At 43.0% G+C, this 14,757-nt stretch carries 13 protein-coding genes; 9 read left to right on the forward strand and 4 right to left on the reverse strand.

The window, feature by feature from the left end:
* Window positions 1-7: 7 nt before the first annotated feature.
* Window positions 8-295 (forward strand): hypothetical protein, encoded by a 288-nt coding sequence (locus tag ABIB50_RS25225; RefSeq protein WP_429384492.1) that lies wholly within the window; start codon window positions 8-10, stop codon window positions 293-295.
* A 437-nt stretch (window positions 296-732) separates the two neighbouring features.
* Window positions 733-1,032, forward strand: a complete 300-nt coding sequence (locus ABIB50_RS25230) for a hypothetical protein (protein WP_429384494.1) — start codon at window positions 733-735, stop codon at window positions 1,030-1,032.
* Between the two features lie 346 nt (window positions 1,033-1,378).
* Here ABIB50_RS25230 and ABIB50_RS25235 read toward each other — a convergent pair whose 3' ends face one another.
* The 3 genes from ABIB50_RS25235 to ABIB50_RS25245 form a co-directional block, all read right to left on the reverse strand.
* Complete coding sequence (locus ABIB50_RS25235; RefSeq protein ID WP_429384495.1) at window positions 1,379-1,702, reverse strand: RNA recognition motif domain-containing protein; 324 nt, start codon at window positions 1,700-1,702, stop codon at window positions 1,379-1,381.
* Window positions 1,703-1,825: 123 nt separating this feature from the next.
* Complete coding sequence (locus tag ABIB50_RS25240; RefSeq protein WP_429384497.1) at window positions 1,826-1,981, reverse strand: hypothetical protein; 156 nt, start codon at window positions 1,979-1,981, stop codon at window positions 1,826-1,828.
* A gap of 17 nt (window positions 1,982-1,998) precedes the next feature.
* Window positions 1,999-2,244, reverse strand: coding sequence for a C-terminal helicase domain-containing protein (locus ABIB50_RS25245; RefSeq protein WP_429384499.1), 246 nt, complete (start codon window positions 2,242-2,244; stop codon window positions 1,999-2,001).
* 216 nt (window positions 2,245-2,460) lie between these two features.
* On the opposite strand from ABIB50_RS25245, the gene ABIB50_RS25250 reads away from it, so the two are divergent.
* The 7 genes from ABIB50_RS25250 to ABIB50_RS25280 all read left to right on the forward strand — a co-directional run bounded on the left by ABIB50_RS25250 (window position 2,461) and on the right by ABIB50_RS25280 (window position 12,641).
* Complete coding sequence (locus ABIB50_RS25250) at window positions 2,461-3,048, forward strand: RNA polymerase sigma factor (protein ID WP_429384501.1); 588 nt, start codon at window positions 2,461-2,463, stop codon at window positions 3,046-3,048.
* Between the two features lie 90 nt (window positions 3,049-3,138).
* Window positions 3,139-4,269 (forward strand): FecR family protein, encoded by a 1,131-nt coding sequence (locus ABIB50_RS25255; RefSeq protein ID WP_429384504.1) that lies wholly within the window; start codon window positions 3,139-3,141, stop codon window positions 4,267-4,269.
* Between the two features lie 229 nt (window positions 4,270-4,498).
* Window positions 4,499-7,891 (forward strand): SusC/RagA family TonB-linked outer membrane protein, encoded by a 3,393-nt coding sequence (locus tag ABIB50_RS25260; RefSeq protein ID WP_429384506.1) that lies wholly within the window; start codon window positions 4,499-4,501, stop codon window positions 7,889-7,891.
* Between the two features lie 13 nt (window positions 7,892-7,904).
* Window positions 7,905-9,377: a SusD/RagB family nutrient-binding outer membrane lipoprotein gene (locus tag ABIB50_RS25265; RefSeq protein ID WP_429384509.1), complete on the forward strand. Its 1,473-nt coding sequence runs from the start codon at window positions 7,905-7,907 to the stop codon at window positions 9,375-9,377.
* 32 nt (window positions 9,378-9,409) lie between these two features.
* On the forward strand, window positions 9,410-10,942 hold the full coding sequence (locus tag ABIB50_RS25270; protein ID WP_429384511.1) for an alkaline phosphatase family protein: 1,533 nt from the start codon (window positions 9,410-9,412) through the stop codon (window positions 10,940-10,942).
* An 845-nt stretch (window positions 10,943-11,787) separates the two neighbouring features.
* On the forward strand, window positions 11,788-12,354 hold the full coding sequence (locus ABIB50_RS25275) for a hypothetical protein (protein ID WP_429384513.1): 567 nt from the start codon (window positions 11,788-11,790) through the stop codon (window positions 12,352-12,354).
* A gap of 53 nt (window positions 12,355-12,407) precedes the next feature.
* Window positions 12,408-12,641, forward strand: a complete 234-nt coding sequence (locus ABIB50_RS25280; RefSeq protein WP_429384516.1) for a hypothetical protein — start codon at window positions 12,408-12,410, stop codon at window positions 12,639-12,641.
* Between the two features lie 56 nt (window positions 12,642-12,697).
* Here the strand turns inward: ABIB50_RS25280 and ABIB50_RS25285 are convergent, their stop codons facing one another.
* Complete coding sequence (locus ABIB50_RS25285; protein ID WP_429384518.1) at window positions 12,698-14,059, reverse strand: DNA/RNA non-specific endonuclease; 1,362 nt, start codon at window positions 14,057-14,059, stop codon at window positions 12,698-12,700.
* Window positions 14,060-14,757 lie beyond the last annotated feature (698 nt).

Raw genomic sequence — 14,757 nt, forward strand, 5'->3', positions numbered from 1 at the left:
TTTGCATATGGCAACGAACAATGTGTTGGGGACAGTTTATGATACGCTGTTATGCAGCCCAGGAATGAGTGAAGCAGTGAAGATCGATGTTAAGATCATGCGGAAGACTGTGTTATTAATGAGTAGTATTGTCGAGAGCTGTTTAAAGGCTGAAGGAGAAACAACAAATGAGTTGTTAAAGTTTGTACCTAAAGAAGATACTGAGCAGCTTCGCCTTTTTTGTGAAGAGTGCCTGAACAAAGCAGGTCTGGCGGTGCTAAGCGAAAAAATTAAAAGTTTAGGAAACGATAAATAGGGGCGGGCGTTAAACAGTTTGGTGATAGTTGACGGATCGTTTTGCAGCACACTTATGAATTCGGATTATACTCTATTTAGGTTATAAAAATAGTAATATTCCTAATGTAGAGTATATCGATTTAAAGTCTCAGACAAAATAATTGTGCCAAAAATATAGCAAATTGTAAAGAATAGTTAATTGCAGCTAGGTAATCTCGTTCAATACTTTTGCAAGTCCGTCTTCGAGTTGTTTTCTTATGCTTTTTTCGTTCGCGGTTGTTATGTAAAATAGCTGTATTTTGTTGCGATATTTCGGAAATGTTTCATTGACCATTTTATCAAAACCTATGTAAAATTCGTCCATCGATTTCCTACCAGGAGGTTGGAAATAGAATATATTAGATAAAGTTTCGCCTGATTGATGATTTGGTAATTTGAATAACTAAACAATAGATCATGCCAACTCACGACGAACTCCCCATACAACCCTGCCTGGAATGCAGTGAGCCTTATAAAGTCACCCGGGAGGACCGGAAGTTTTGCAGCGATATGTGCCGTACCGCCTACAATAATCGCCGGCGCAAGGAGCAACCACCGGAACAAACAGCGGCATCCGTCGTAGACTGGCGCCCTGATTTCTACCAGCAAATCAATTCGATCATCGCCCGCAACCGCTATATCATGGAGTATCTCATCAGTATGGATTTTCGCGCTATTGATAGGCACGACCTGGAGGGTTATGGTTTTAACTTTTAATATTTTACCAGTGAATACACCGACCCGGAGTTTGGTACTTTTCGCTTCTGTTATGACCACGGTTACCAGGTCGACCCCGACGGCCGGAGCGTACACTTCCTTAACCGAACCGAAGAGATCCTTTGTTAATAAGAAACTGGAACAAGCTTAAACCTGTGACTGCCCGTGTTTTGGGCACTGCAGGAACGGCTTTAGCCGCCTGCGGTGGCGCAGCGAAACCAAAACCCGGGCTGTCGCGTCTGCCGCCGGGCTGGTGAAACGTAACGGGGTGCGCGACAGCGCGCAAAGTGGAGTTGAACCGGCCCGGCGAGCGTAATGCCAGACTCCTAAAGGTATTTTAGGTTAATTAGATCCTTGCCCTTTGCACCCTTGGCCGCTTGGATCTGGTGCGGACAATAACCGGCGTGGCTGCCGCTTCTTCCGCCGCAACGATACTCAGGCGCAGTTCCCGCCCCGCTACCAGCGTTCCGTCCAGCGTAGCGATCGCCAGTTCCGCGCCCGACTGGTCCGCTGTTTCCAGGAAAGCATAACCTTTGCAGATCTTTGTTTTTTTATCGCGGACGACCTTGATCGTGCGAACCTCGGCATATAAAGCGACCAGCTGGACGATTTCCAACTCCGTCATATCCAGCGGAAAACCGCCGATAAATAATTTGGTTAATTCAGTCATTTACCACTTAACGTTAAGCCCGCTTAATTTATTTTTGGATTGAATAGGATCTCCAGTTGGCTGGCGATAGCCTGCAGCAAACCGGCGCTAAGCCGTTTGCTTTTATCCGTTGTTCCAGACTTGTCAGCGCCCGGTAATCACCCGAATCATCCGTTTCAAGCTAACCGGGATACCGTCGATCAGGATCTCCACCCGCGGGATATAGCCCTGCTGCAAACGCATTTCAAATTCAAGCTCTTCACCCTGGTAGCTTACCGGTAATAACATTGGTTCATCCATGCCCCAAAGATATAGGTTTATTGGTAATGCCAGACACTTTCATAGCCACCCAAACCCTCGGCATAGGCCATCAGCTCCGCAAAGAACGGCGTTTGCCCTAACGTAGTACTGTCACCCACCAACACCAGTTTGAGTTTAGCCCGCGTCATCGCTACATTCAACCGCCGGTAATCAGCCAGGAAGCCGATAATACCGTCGCTGTTACTTCGCGTCAGCGAGATATAGATCACCTCCCGTTCCTGTCCCTGGAAACCATCAACCATATTTACCTCAACCGGTGTCCCCGCTTATTGATACTTCTGAAAAATATTTAAACTCAATTTTCCTTTTTTTTTGACGTTAACAAGATCGAAATTTGATGTTTTTTCGAGTGATTTCCGTAGACTTTGTGTATCACTTGTTTTTGAAAAATTAATATTAAAGTAACACTCCTGTTTTTACTTTGTATCAGTTTAATATATCCTGATTTATTATAACGCGTGGAACTTTATACAGATACAGAATTACTGGAACTGATTGTAAATGATAACTATAAAGCGTTTACATTTCTTTATGATAGGTATTTCTCTGATATAAAACGATTTGTATTAAGGATACTAAAATCACCACAACTTACAGAAGACGTTATTCAGGAAGTTTTTATCCAGGTATGGCTAAACCGAAGCAAGCTTAGCCAGGTTAACTCCTTTAAAGCCTATTTGTTTATTACGGCACGTAATCGGGCATTAGACAGCTTAAAGGCAGCGCTTCGGTCTGAAGTTGCTATGGGCGAGATCATCCATAGTTTTGTAGCCCAGCGCAACGGTACTGATGAAGAAGTACTGGATAAAGAGTATAGCCTTTTTTTAAACCGGATCTTAGCCTCATTGCCCGAACGTACCCGCCAGATATTTACTTTATGTCGCGAGCAAGGTAAATCCTATAAAGAAGTAGCCGGTGTATTGGGGATATCCCGCAATGCGGTAAAAAACCACATGGTGCTTTCTATGAAAATATTAGGAAGTTCGGTAAAAAAGGAACTCGGTGTTTCCTTAACATTATTGCTTGCCTGCGTTTTTAAGGGATAAATACCTATCTGTATTAAGTAATTATTAACTTTTATTATTGTGCTACCCTGGACAAAGCTTTTACAGTCTTAGTAGTAAAAAGCCATAATAATGGACGAACGCTACTACCGGCAATTAATAAAAAGATATCTGGATGGCAATGCTACTGATGATGAATTGGAAGTTTTTGCCCATTTAGTAAAAGAAGGCAAACTGGATGATGGGCTTAAACAGGCCCTAAATGCCAATGCTGAAGTTAATGAAGTTGACGAGCTGATTACTATAGGCACCGCTGCCAAAAGAAACTACAAGTTACCATTCTGGACTAAATATGCCGCTGCAATATTACTGAGTGTAGCTGCGGTAGTGTTGGGTACCCGGCTATTACACCCAAAAGAGTTGATAGCGGTATCCCCAACTTTAAAACACGATGCTTTGCCCGGGGGTAACAGAGCTATTTTAACATTGGCTAATGGAAAAAAAATAAGACTTGGCAGTTCTGGTAATGGAATAATAGCAAGACAAGGCGATACAAGAGTACAAAAAGTACAAGACGGTCAATTGGTTTATCAAAATGCCAATAGTGCCGATAAGACTCCCGCAGAAGCATTAGCCTATAACACCATAAATACTCCAAAAGGCGGCCAATATGCCGTTACACTGCCAGATGGCTCTAAGGCCTGGTTAAACTCAGTTTCTTCTATTACTTTCCCAATTGAATTTAAAGGAAATGAACGCAGAGTGGCAATAACAGGAGAGGTTTATTTTGAGGTTGCCAAAAATAAAGCAATGCCATTTATTGCAACCGGCAGTGGTCAAAATGTTGAAGTATTGGGCACTCATTTTAACATCAATTCCTACCCGGACGAACGTACTATAAAAACCACTCTATTAGAAGGAAGCATAAAAATCACAGCTGAACACAATACCAGGATGCTTTCGCCCGGCCAACAGGCAGATGTTGAGGGTAGTAAGATAACTGTTGCAAGTGGTAGTGATACAGAAGCAGCAGTAGCCTGGAAGCATGGAAACTTTGTATTCAACAATACCGATTTGCCCTCATTAATGAGGCAACTGGCCCGATGGTATGATGTAAATATCCATTACAACGGTAAAATACACGACCACGAGTTTGTTGGTCAAATCAGTAGGAGTGCTAAACTGTCAAGTGTGCTTAAAATTTTAGCGGTAAGCGGTGTGCGCTTTACTATCAACGAAAAAGATCTTTATATCCAACCCTAAATATCTATTAATCCCCCCTAAAAAAACATGAAAACCGGACCGTAGAAAACAAAAATATGCCCATAAAAAAACCGAGAGTGCTCTAACACCACCGGTCAAGTCAGGGCCATCAAAAAAATCCAGTCAATAGAAATTATCAACTCCCTAACGATACAAAAGTATGCAATTCAATCTTTATAGGAAAACTCCTGCAAAAGAAGTTTTTCCTTATGCTAAAATTTTCCTGATCATGAAATTAACGGTCATCTTATTAACCCTGGCGTGTTTTCAGGTTTCTGCTACTGCATTTGCCCAGCGGATCTCGCTTAACGTAAAACAAGCGCCGCTTAGTAAAATACTGCTGGATATTAAAGCGCAAAGCGGTCAGAGTATTTTTTATGATAACAGCCTTATTAAAAATGCTGCTCCCGTAAGTGTAATTATAAAAAACGCTACTGTTGAACAAGCTTTAACATCAGTATTGAAAGGCCAGCCCTTTATTTATACCATAATTGATAATACAGTAGTTATCAGTAAAAAAGAAAACACAGATGCAACAAATGCTGCTGTAAGGATTACTGGTAACGTAACAGATGAGCAGAATGCACCTTTACCGGGTGTATCCATCACTATTAAAGGCACTACCAGCGGTGTTACATCTGACAGTAAAGGTAACTATACTATTACTGCCGAAATGGGCCAAACGCTTGTGTTTTCATTTGTCGGATATAAAAAAACCGAAATTGGTATAGCTGCGAAAAGAACAATTAACCTTAGCATGTACCCTGATGCAACCAAGTTAAATGATGTAGTAGTAACTGCACTAGGTATTAAACGCGAGGAAAAATCATTAGGATACGCGGCGCAAAACCTTAAAGGGAAGGCTGTAGAAGACGCTAAAACCAATAACTGGGTAAACGCGCTTTCTGGTAAAGTTGCCGGTTTAAATATACAAGGTACCGGCTCGGGGCCAATTGGCTCATCGCGTATTACCCTGCGTGGCGAAAACTCACTTAACCTGGATAACAACCAAGCACTTATTGTGTTAGACGGCGTGCCTGTTAATAGCAAAATTACAGGTACCGGTTTTAAAGCCCACCTGGCTACCGATAGCCCGGTAGATTTTGGATCAGACGTATCTGATATAAATCCGGATGATATTGAAAGTATAACCGTGTTAAAAGGCCCGGGTGCTACAGCACTTTATGGTAGCCGGGCAGCTGGCGGTGCCTTAATAATCACTACCAAAAGCGGCAGCCGTAAAGATGGCGGACTAGGTATTACTTATAACCTTAACATAAGTATTGACCAGGTAAACCGCTGGCCGGCATATCAGTATGAATATGGCGAAGGCAGGACATCAGCCTATTATTCGTATGGTGATAGTGCTGATGGAATTAACACCAGTACAAATACATCTGCTGGCCGTGCCTGGGGCCCCAAATTTAACGGGCAATCGTACTTTCAATATGATCCTAACACGCCGGACAACAAATCTGCTGTACGCACACCTTGGGTAGCACGTCCCGATTATATTAAAGGCTTTTTCCAGACAGGCTCAACTATTACACACAATGTTTCTATAGAAGGTGGCAATGATAAGAGCTCGGCAAGGTTATCAATATCGCGTCTGGATAATAAATGGATCATCCCTAATACCGGTTTTGAACGTACTTCTGTGGCATTATCTGTCAGCCATAAAGTAACCGACAAATTAAAGATAAGCGCAAAAGCAAATTATACCAATAAAAGCAGCGACAATTTGCCGTCAGCAGGTTATAATAATCAAACCTTAATGTATTTCCTGGCAATAGGTACAGCACCTAATATCGATCACAACTGGTTTAAGCCTTACTGGCAGCCGGGCCTTGTTGGTGTACAGCAAAAAAATCCTTTTAATCCGGGTCCGGATAATCCTTATATCGACCTTTATGAGGACTTGAACAAGCTGTCTAAAAATGGCTTTATAGGCACCACATCCATAAATTATCAGTTTAGCAATAAGTTAGAACTAATGCTGCGTACGAGTTTAGATATGTCTAACGAGTTTCGTTCGCAACAAAGACCGTATAGCATTACAAAATACCCTAAAGGCAGCTATCGCGAAGAAAATGTTTACAGCTATGAAGCTAATAATGACCTTTTGTTGACCTATAAAGACAAAGTAGGCGATAAAATAAAATTCTCTGCAAATGCCGGTGCCAACGGTTTAATACAGAACTATAATTTTGCAGGTATTTATGCGGATCAATTGGCACAGCCAGGTATTTACCAACTATCTAACAGCCTTGACCCGGCGGTAGCTGATCCGCTGCGAACAAAAAAAGCGGTAAATAGTGTCTATGCCGCAACGCAATGGTCATATAATGATGCCGTTTTCCTTGACCTTACCGGCCGTAACGATTGGAGCAGTACGCTGCCTTATAACAGCAATTCTTTTTTTTATCCTTCAGTAAGCACCAGTTTTTCCCTAGGCGATATGTTTAAACTGCCTACGCAGATCTCATTTGCTAAAGTAAGGTTATCGTATGCCCAGGTGGGTAATGATACCCGTCCTTATCAAACGTCGAAGTATTATGATAAGATATACGGTAATAGCTTTACAAATGCTTCTACGCTCTATAATCCTTCACTAAAGCCCGAAATTACTTCAAGCTATGAAGCAGGCTTAGACCTGCGTTTGTTTAACAACAGGTTATCGACTGATATTGCGGTTTATCGCAATTATAGTCGTAACCAAATATTGGCTATCCCACTTGATCCAACCTCGGGCAACGCCAGTGCGCTGGTTAACGCGGGCCTTATTGAGAGTAATGGTGTTGAAGTCCAGTTAAAAGGCACCCCGGTAACTACAAACGGTTTTAAGTGGAACACTACCTTAAATTGGAGCGCCAACAGAAGTTATGTCAAAGAATTAACCAACGGATTAACCAGCCAGGTAATTTACAGCCATGACGGTAACGTAACTATCGAAGCAAGGGTAGGAGGCCGCATGGGCGATCTTTATGGGCTTGGTTTCCAGCGTTCGCCAGAGGGAAAGGTGATCTACAATTCTACCGGTTTGCCGGCTCCGCTTAACCCGGTTGCCAAAAAACTGGGCAATGCTTTCCCAAATTGGAAAGCAGGTCTAGTTAACGAGTTCAGTATCCAAAAGGTAAAGTTCAGTTTCCAGTTTGATTATCAGCATGGCGGCAGCATGTTCTCGCAAACCAATCATAAAAATAATACCCTGGGTAAAACCAAGGTAACCTTGCCTGGCCGTGATAACGGTATAGTTGGCGATGGTGTCGTATTAGGTACAGATGGTGTTTACCGCGCTAATACGATTAATGTAACGGCAAGTTCTTATTATGAGAATTTTTATGCCATTAACAATGCCGAAAACAATATTTTTGATACCAGTTATTTAAAACTGCGCGAGGCCCGCATTGAGTTTAATATAGCCTTAGGATTTTTAACCCGTGCCGGTTTTAAACAAACCAGCGTAGCCCTTTATGGCCGCGACCTATTTAATATCACCAAATTCCCAGGCTTTGATCCGGAGGGTGGTAACCTTAACAGTGGTACGCTTACACCAGGTGTCGAACTGATGCAGTTCCCTTCTACTCGTACCATGGGCCTTAACCTCACTTTCAAATTATAATCATCTCTGAATCATGAAAAAGATATTTTCGCTTGTGCTTACAATCAGTTGCCTGCTTACTGCCTGCACCAAAAATTTTGAACAGATCAACACCGATCCCAACAGACCTAAGGATGTAAATCCGGGTGTAGTACTGGGCCAGATGCAATACCGTATGGTAAGCAGCAGTATTAGCGCCGCACGTGGTTTTACACACGAGCTAATGCAGGTTGATGCACCGCGCAGCAGTAGCGGTGGTGGCGTGCATCGTTATGTAATTAGCCCCGGAACCGGGGTGTGGAACAGTTTTTATACCTACCTGGCTGATGTGGATGTTATTATTACAAGTGCCGATAGATTAAAAGAGCCTAATTACAAAGCTATAGGCTTAATCTATAAATGCTGGGCATATTCCATATTAACAGATTTGTATGGCGACATCCCTTATTCTGAAGCGATAAAAGCATCCGAAGGAAACTTCCAGCCCAAATTTGATACGCAAAAGAATATTTACACACAGCTACTTAAAGACCTACAAACGGCTAACGACCTGTTTGACGACACCAAAGCACTTACCTATGGTGGCGATGGGCTTTACCCATCTAATACATTAACCGGTGGCAAAAATGTGGGCATACAACGTTGGAAAAAATTTTGCAACACGCTGCGTTTGCGTTTACTACTGCGTTTATATAAAAAGAATACAGAATTCAACGTTAGCGACCAGATCACGGCTATCTTAACCAATCCAACTAAGTACCCGGTGTTTACTTCGAACGCTGATGAAGGGATTTATAAGTTCCCTAACGTATATCCATACTTTAACCCCTATTACACAGCCAGGCAGTTAGACTGGCGCGATGGCACCTATTATACCAAGTTTTTTATTGATAAGCTGAATACCTGGAGTGACCCGCGCCGTGCTGTCTGGGCTTTAACCGTACCTGTAAACGGGCAAAATGTTTATCAAGGTATAGAAAGCGGTTATCCTACAACTACTATATATGTTGTAGGCAAAAACTCCAGTTATACCGACGCGCTAAAAACATCGGCTATAACCGGTGTAATGATAACTTATGCCGAAGAAGAATTTATTAAGGCCGAACTGGTATTAAAAGGTTTTATCACTGGGAGCACTGCCAAATCGCATTATGAAAATGGTATAACCGCATCAATGGTGCAATGGGGTGTTACTGTACCTGCGGGATACTTGCAGCAAGCTGGTGTGTTTTATGATGAAACAGCCAGTGCCGATGTTCGCCTGCAACAAATTATGCTGCAAAAATATTATGCCTATTTCTTTAACGACTACCAGGCTTGGTTTGAAAAAAGGCGTACCGGCTACCCGGTATTGCCGAGAGGAACCGGGATCCCTGCCGAAAATCAGTTTCCAAGCCGGATACCGTATCCTACCTACCTGCAATCGTTAAACCCTAAAAATTTGGAAGCCGCAGTTGCAGCCATGGGTGGCGACAACAGCAACATTAAAGTTTGGTGGGACAAATAATTTATTATTAAGAATACATAAAACTTAAAATCATGTTAAAAAGACCATTCATAATACTAAGCGCACTGTTAATGCTTGCCATTAGCGTTAACGCTCAATCAAAAGTTAAAGGAACCAAAACACTTATTGTGTTTTTTGATGGACTGCGCCCGGACTACATTACACCGGAAGCTATGCCTAACCTATATGCCTTTAGGCAGCAGGGGGTGTATGGCAAACAACACCATAGTGTTTATCCAACAGTTACCCGCGTTAATTCATCAGCTTACTCAACAGGTAGCTACCCGGCTCACACAGGCTTAATGGGCAATACCGTTTACTTCCCTGAAGTTGACCCTTTAAAAGGATTAAACACAGGCGAAGCAGAAGAGTTAAACCGTATTACAAAAGTTACCAGTGGTAAATTGCTTACCGCGGTTTCGTTAGGTGAATTGTTACAGGCAGCCGGTAAACGTATGATGGTATTCAGCTCTGGTTCAACCGGGCAGGCTTTACTGCAAAACCATACCGTAAGCGGTGGCGCTGTTGTTAATCCATCCATGATCTTACCTGAATCATTTAAAGATTCTGTTATACAAACTGTCGGCCCAATCCCAGCTCATGCCAAACCAAATACGCCCCAACATAAATGGGTGGCAGATGCTTTAATTAAGTTTGGTTTAGCTGCAAATGGCCCGTCTGTAAGCGCTATCTGGTTTTCTGATCCGGATGGCACGGCGCATGCAGACGGTATCGGCGCTGCAACCTCAATTGCTTCCATAAAATCGGTTGACCATGAGTTTGGCCGCATAATAGAATACCTGAAAGCCAATCATCTTGTTGAAACTTATAATATCATCATTTCAACCGATCATGGCTTTGTGACCCATGTGGGTAAGCAAAATTTGTTATCGTTATTGATAGAAAAGGGATTGAAAAAAGCCCCTTTATCTGATGATGTTATTGTGGCTGAGGGGGCTATATATGTAAAGGATCATGATAAAGAGGTTATAAAAAAGATAGTAGCTGCATTGCAGGAGCCTGAATTTATGGGCCCAATATTTACTAAAGGGTCAAGAAAAGGAGATTTGAAAGGCTGGGTTAATGGCACTTTATCTTTCGAGGTCATACATTGGGATCATCCTACACGTATAGCCGATATTTTGGTGGATGAGAACTGGAACGATAGTAAAAACAGTTTTGGTTATGCTGGTACAAGTTTTTCGGGTGGTGTGGCCGGCCATGGCGGGTTTAGCCCATACGAAGTGCATATTGCCTTAATTGCATCTGGTCCTGATTTTAAAAAATCATATGAAAGTGAATTGCCAACCTCAAATGTAGATATAGCCCCTACGGTTTTACACCTGCAAAATATCCCTGTACCCGCCACAATGGATGGGAGGGTTGTTTATGAATTGCTTAACGCAACATCAACGCGTCCTATTTTGACAGCAAAGATTAATTCAGTGCAAACAGAAGTGAAATTACCTACTGTGACCTACAAGCTTTTATTACACCGCACACTGCTTGGTAAGTATACTTATCTTGATTACGCAAAAGCCACGCATTTGACTGTGGAGAAATAATACTTTTTGCAATAAAATTAAAGTATAATTAGTAAAATCCTGTAAATTAAATTTTGCAGGATTTTGCTTTTTGAAAAGTTAGAGTTAAGTTGACAGAACCTTTTTTAGTCCTTATTTAAGGTATTGTAAAAATGTAGTGAGCAAATAAAAATACTTTTCTACCACTACATGACCTGATAGCAGTGATAGCTAGTTGTATGATACTCCTACTACCCAAGGTTGCTGAACACAACAAATAGCAAAACCCGGTAGGAAGTTTAGATTTAAGAAGTATTATAAAAGTAAGTCGTATTTAATGCTTCCGCTGAGGATTTATTATATCTTATTTACCGGCTTTGAGAGGAAATTTTTCGGCGAAAGCAGGCGAATGACTGATCTCGGCATCCGCTTTCCGGTGTCGTAATTAGAAACTTCAGGTAACTCCAATGTAAAGACTGTCTATTTGACCCCGCAAATCCCTTCTTTATTTTATTAAAGGCGGCGATGAATGATTTTACTTACGATAAGGCAAATAAAATGGTAACGATGAAGTACGATATGATTAAGAAATTAGTGCAAAATAAAAACGCCTCAGAGATTTTTTCATTTATAAATTGATGTAAAGAAAAATAATTAACTAATAGACTGCATGTTTTTTGAAATCCATAATCAGCCATACAATAAAATATGCAGTGTTTAATTAAAATGGAAAGTACAGTAATGTTTGCCGGACACGATAGGCCGATTACACATAAAAGATTTACCTGACATATGTCAAAAAGGGGTTTACTAATTATAAACCCGGTTGTAAGGTGAAACAAATTAAAGGGAAAATCCTTAACTATTAACACTAAAGCAAATAAAATATGAAAAGATTTAATCACCTGTTATTGATCTTGTTGCTGGCAACATCGACAGTAGTTGCACAGACTAAACAGGATGGGTCTAAGGATAGGCGCTACAAAGCAAACCAAACAACAAGATCAACAAAGAAATCTACGACGACGACGACACATACGAAAGCCGATGGCTCAGCTGATATGCGTTACAAAACCAACCAAACTGCTATAAAAGCGACTACTAATAAATCATCCGGCCACGTCAAAGCCGACGGTACGCCAGATATGCGTTACGGGGACAATCAGGCTAAAACCACGGCTACCACAACAACCGCGACGCATACCAAAGCTGATGGTACTCCCGATAAGCGGTACAGGGACCATCAGAACGCGCCGACAACTGCAACGTCAGCGAGACCGTCATCTCCAAACTATCAGCCTACCACCACAACACGGACCACGCGCACGACAGTTAACAGTTCTGCTGTACATCTAAAGAAAGATGGTACACCGGATATGCGTTATAAAGAAAATAGGCGTTCCGGCTATAATAAGGACGGCTCGGTAGATAAGCGTTATCATCGTAACAAATAACAACCTATTTGTAACTTTCAATTTATCTATATAGCTTTATTAAAAAATGATTTATGAGAAAACTACTTACCATGCTAACCATTGTTGCGTTAGCTTTTACGACGACCTTTACGAATGTTCAGGCTAAGGCGTTAACTTATGTGTCCCAGCAGCCTGTGAAGAAAAACGGCACGCCTGACAAACGTTATAATGCCAACAAACATTTAAAGAAAGATGGCACCATGGATATGCGTTATAAGACCAGCAAGAAAGCCGTGTCAAAAACAACTGTCAGGAAAAAGAGCTAATAAAAAAAACGCCGGCCCAAACAGCCGGCGTTTTTTATGATAGGTGATTGTAATAGTTAATTCCCCGTGTCGCGTTTCGTTTCCAATGCTGCCCGAACCGAAGCCGGAAGATTAGAAAGCAGGGTATAACCAGTCGCGTTTTCAATATCCTTTACCGTAGTGATATATTGCGTCCAGTCCGTACTGATCGCATTAATATTAGGTGTGTTCACGGCAATCACCCGGGTTGCTGCAGTAATACGGCTCAGGTCATTATTCCCATTGGGTATCACTACGATCACTTTCCAGACATTGGATGGAACCACCACACGCCCGTTGTCGATTGTTATTGCCGTGCCGCTCGAACCAGTGCCGCCAGACCCGTAACTTCCCATAATCACATAAATCTCGTTGCCGGCACTCACCAGGGAACGTCCGTAACTTTCCAGGTTGGCCCAGGTATGCTCGTTATTGTTCGGTGCCTGCGGGATCATGTTGTCCATTAAAAATGTTGCCTGGTTAGCGGTAAGGGTGGAGGTACGGTCCGCGCTCGGACAGTTATGCCCGCGGTCGAACCCCGAACCCGAATAACTGGTCGCGCCAACTTCGTACCAGCCCGAAGGCAGGTTTGTGTCTGCCCGGAAGTCATTCGCCCGGCTGGCAGCGCCCAGCGTACTGGTGCCCACGTACCAGCTTACCCAATTCGGCTCGCCCTTATCACGGTTATAGCTTTCCGTATAATAGGTCTGGTCATACAGATAATTATTAGGGTTGGAAGTACTGTTGGTCGCGCCGCTGGGATTTCCTAACAGCAGGTTAGTATTGTCTGCGGTCGAGCCACCGCCGCCTGTACCGTTATCATAGCTGTTAACCACGAAATTATCAATGTTGATCCGATTGGTGCCACCGGTCGTTTTGCGCAATTGGAACCGTAAGGAGCCGGTTTGACTAACCGTGAAGGTAGCGGTGCTTAACGTCGTGCCGGAAGCGGTAACAGTCGCACCTGCCTGGGTATAGCTGCTACCGCCATCTGCGGAAACAAACAGTTGAAAATTGGATGCGCCATCAGTCCCGTAAACGCCATAGCTTAAAGTTACTGTTGAGGCGCCGCCCGCAACATCAAAGTTCATGCCTACCGTACCCGTATTGCGGACCCGGATAGCCTGATTCCCCGTTTTCCGGTCTGAAATGCTGTTGCCGATTAGTGCGTCATTCAGATCCCATAAGCCGCTGTCAAAGGTAACATTCCCGTCAGCATAAGCCGTTTTAGAACCTGACTCAAAGCCTTCGTTAAAAGTTTGCGTGATCGCCAGCGGCTGTGAAAAATTACCCGTGCTAATCGCCGGTACAGTCGTTAAAGCCGGCGCAACGAGCGACTTTTGGCAGGAAAGCAGTAGCAATGCCGCCATTACTGGTGTAAATAAATGTTTGAATTTCATAAGAATGTTTTTAGTTATTTAAACGCACAAGCTAACTCGTTGGTTGTTATCGCTTTGTTATCTAATTATTGTGAAATTGTTACCGGAATCTCCCAGCGAATCCGTCCGGGTCGCGCCACCACCGCTAAAACTTTCCGTCACTGACCCGAACGGCACCACCCACCACCTGCCCGGTTACCGTTGTCTGCCCCAGGCCCGCGAGCAGCTGCCGGCGCAAATATATTTTGGATGATGTCCCTGTCCCCCGAGTCATACCTTCTTACCTTACCAATAATATGTTGTCAGTTTTCGTTTGATTATGATCCAGCTGGTACAGTATAGTTGCTTGACCGATTTATAATATAGAGTTAACCTTCAATTCATATACTATTTGCTTTTTTGCATGCATTAACAATCTTATGAAAAAAACGATACGGTTTGTTTTTACGCCAACTGCTGTAAAGTGATCGTGCCGCCATGCGAACCCGGGACGCCCGGGTCGACAAATTGGTACAGTCCGCTATCCGGGTCATCAGCCTGTACGAGCAAGTTATCTCCATGCATTACGATTACGCGGTGGTGCGCTAACGATTGGCGCCAACCGGCGCCTTAACTTTAAGTGGGGAATTGATCCGCTTACTGGTAGAGGAAGCCAAAGAATTCGGGCGATAGGGGAAACCTTACACGCGATCGGTCATTCTCAACCCCGTACCGCAGCC

Origin of the sequence: Mucilaginibacter sp. UYCu711 (assembly GCF_050433825.1) — a bacterium.
GTDB lineage: Bacteria > Bacteroidota > Bacteroidia > Sphingobacteriales > Sphingobacteriaceae > Mucilaginibacter.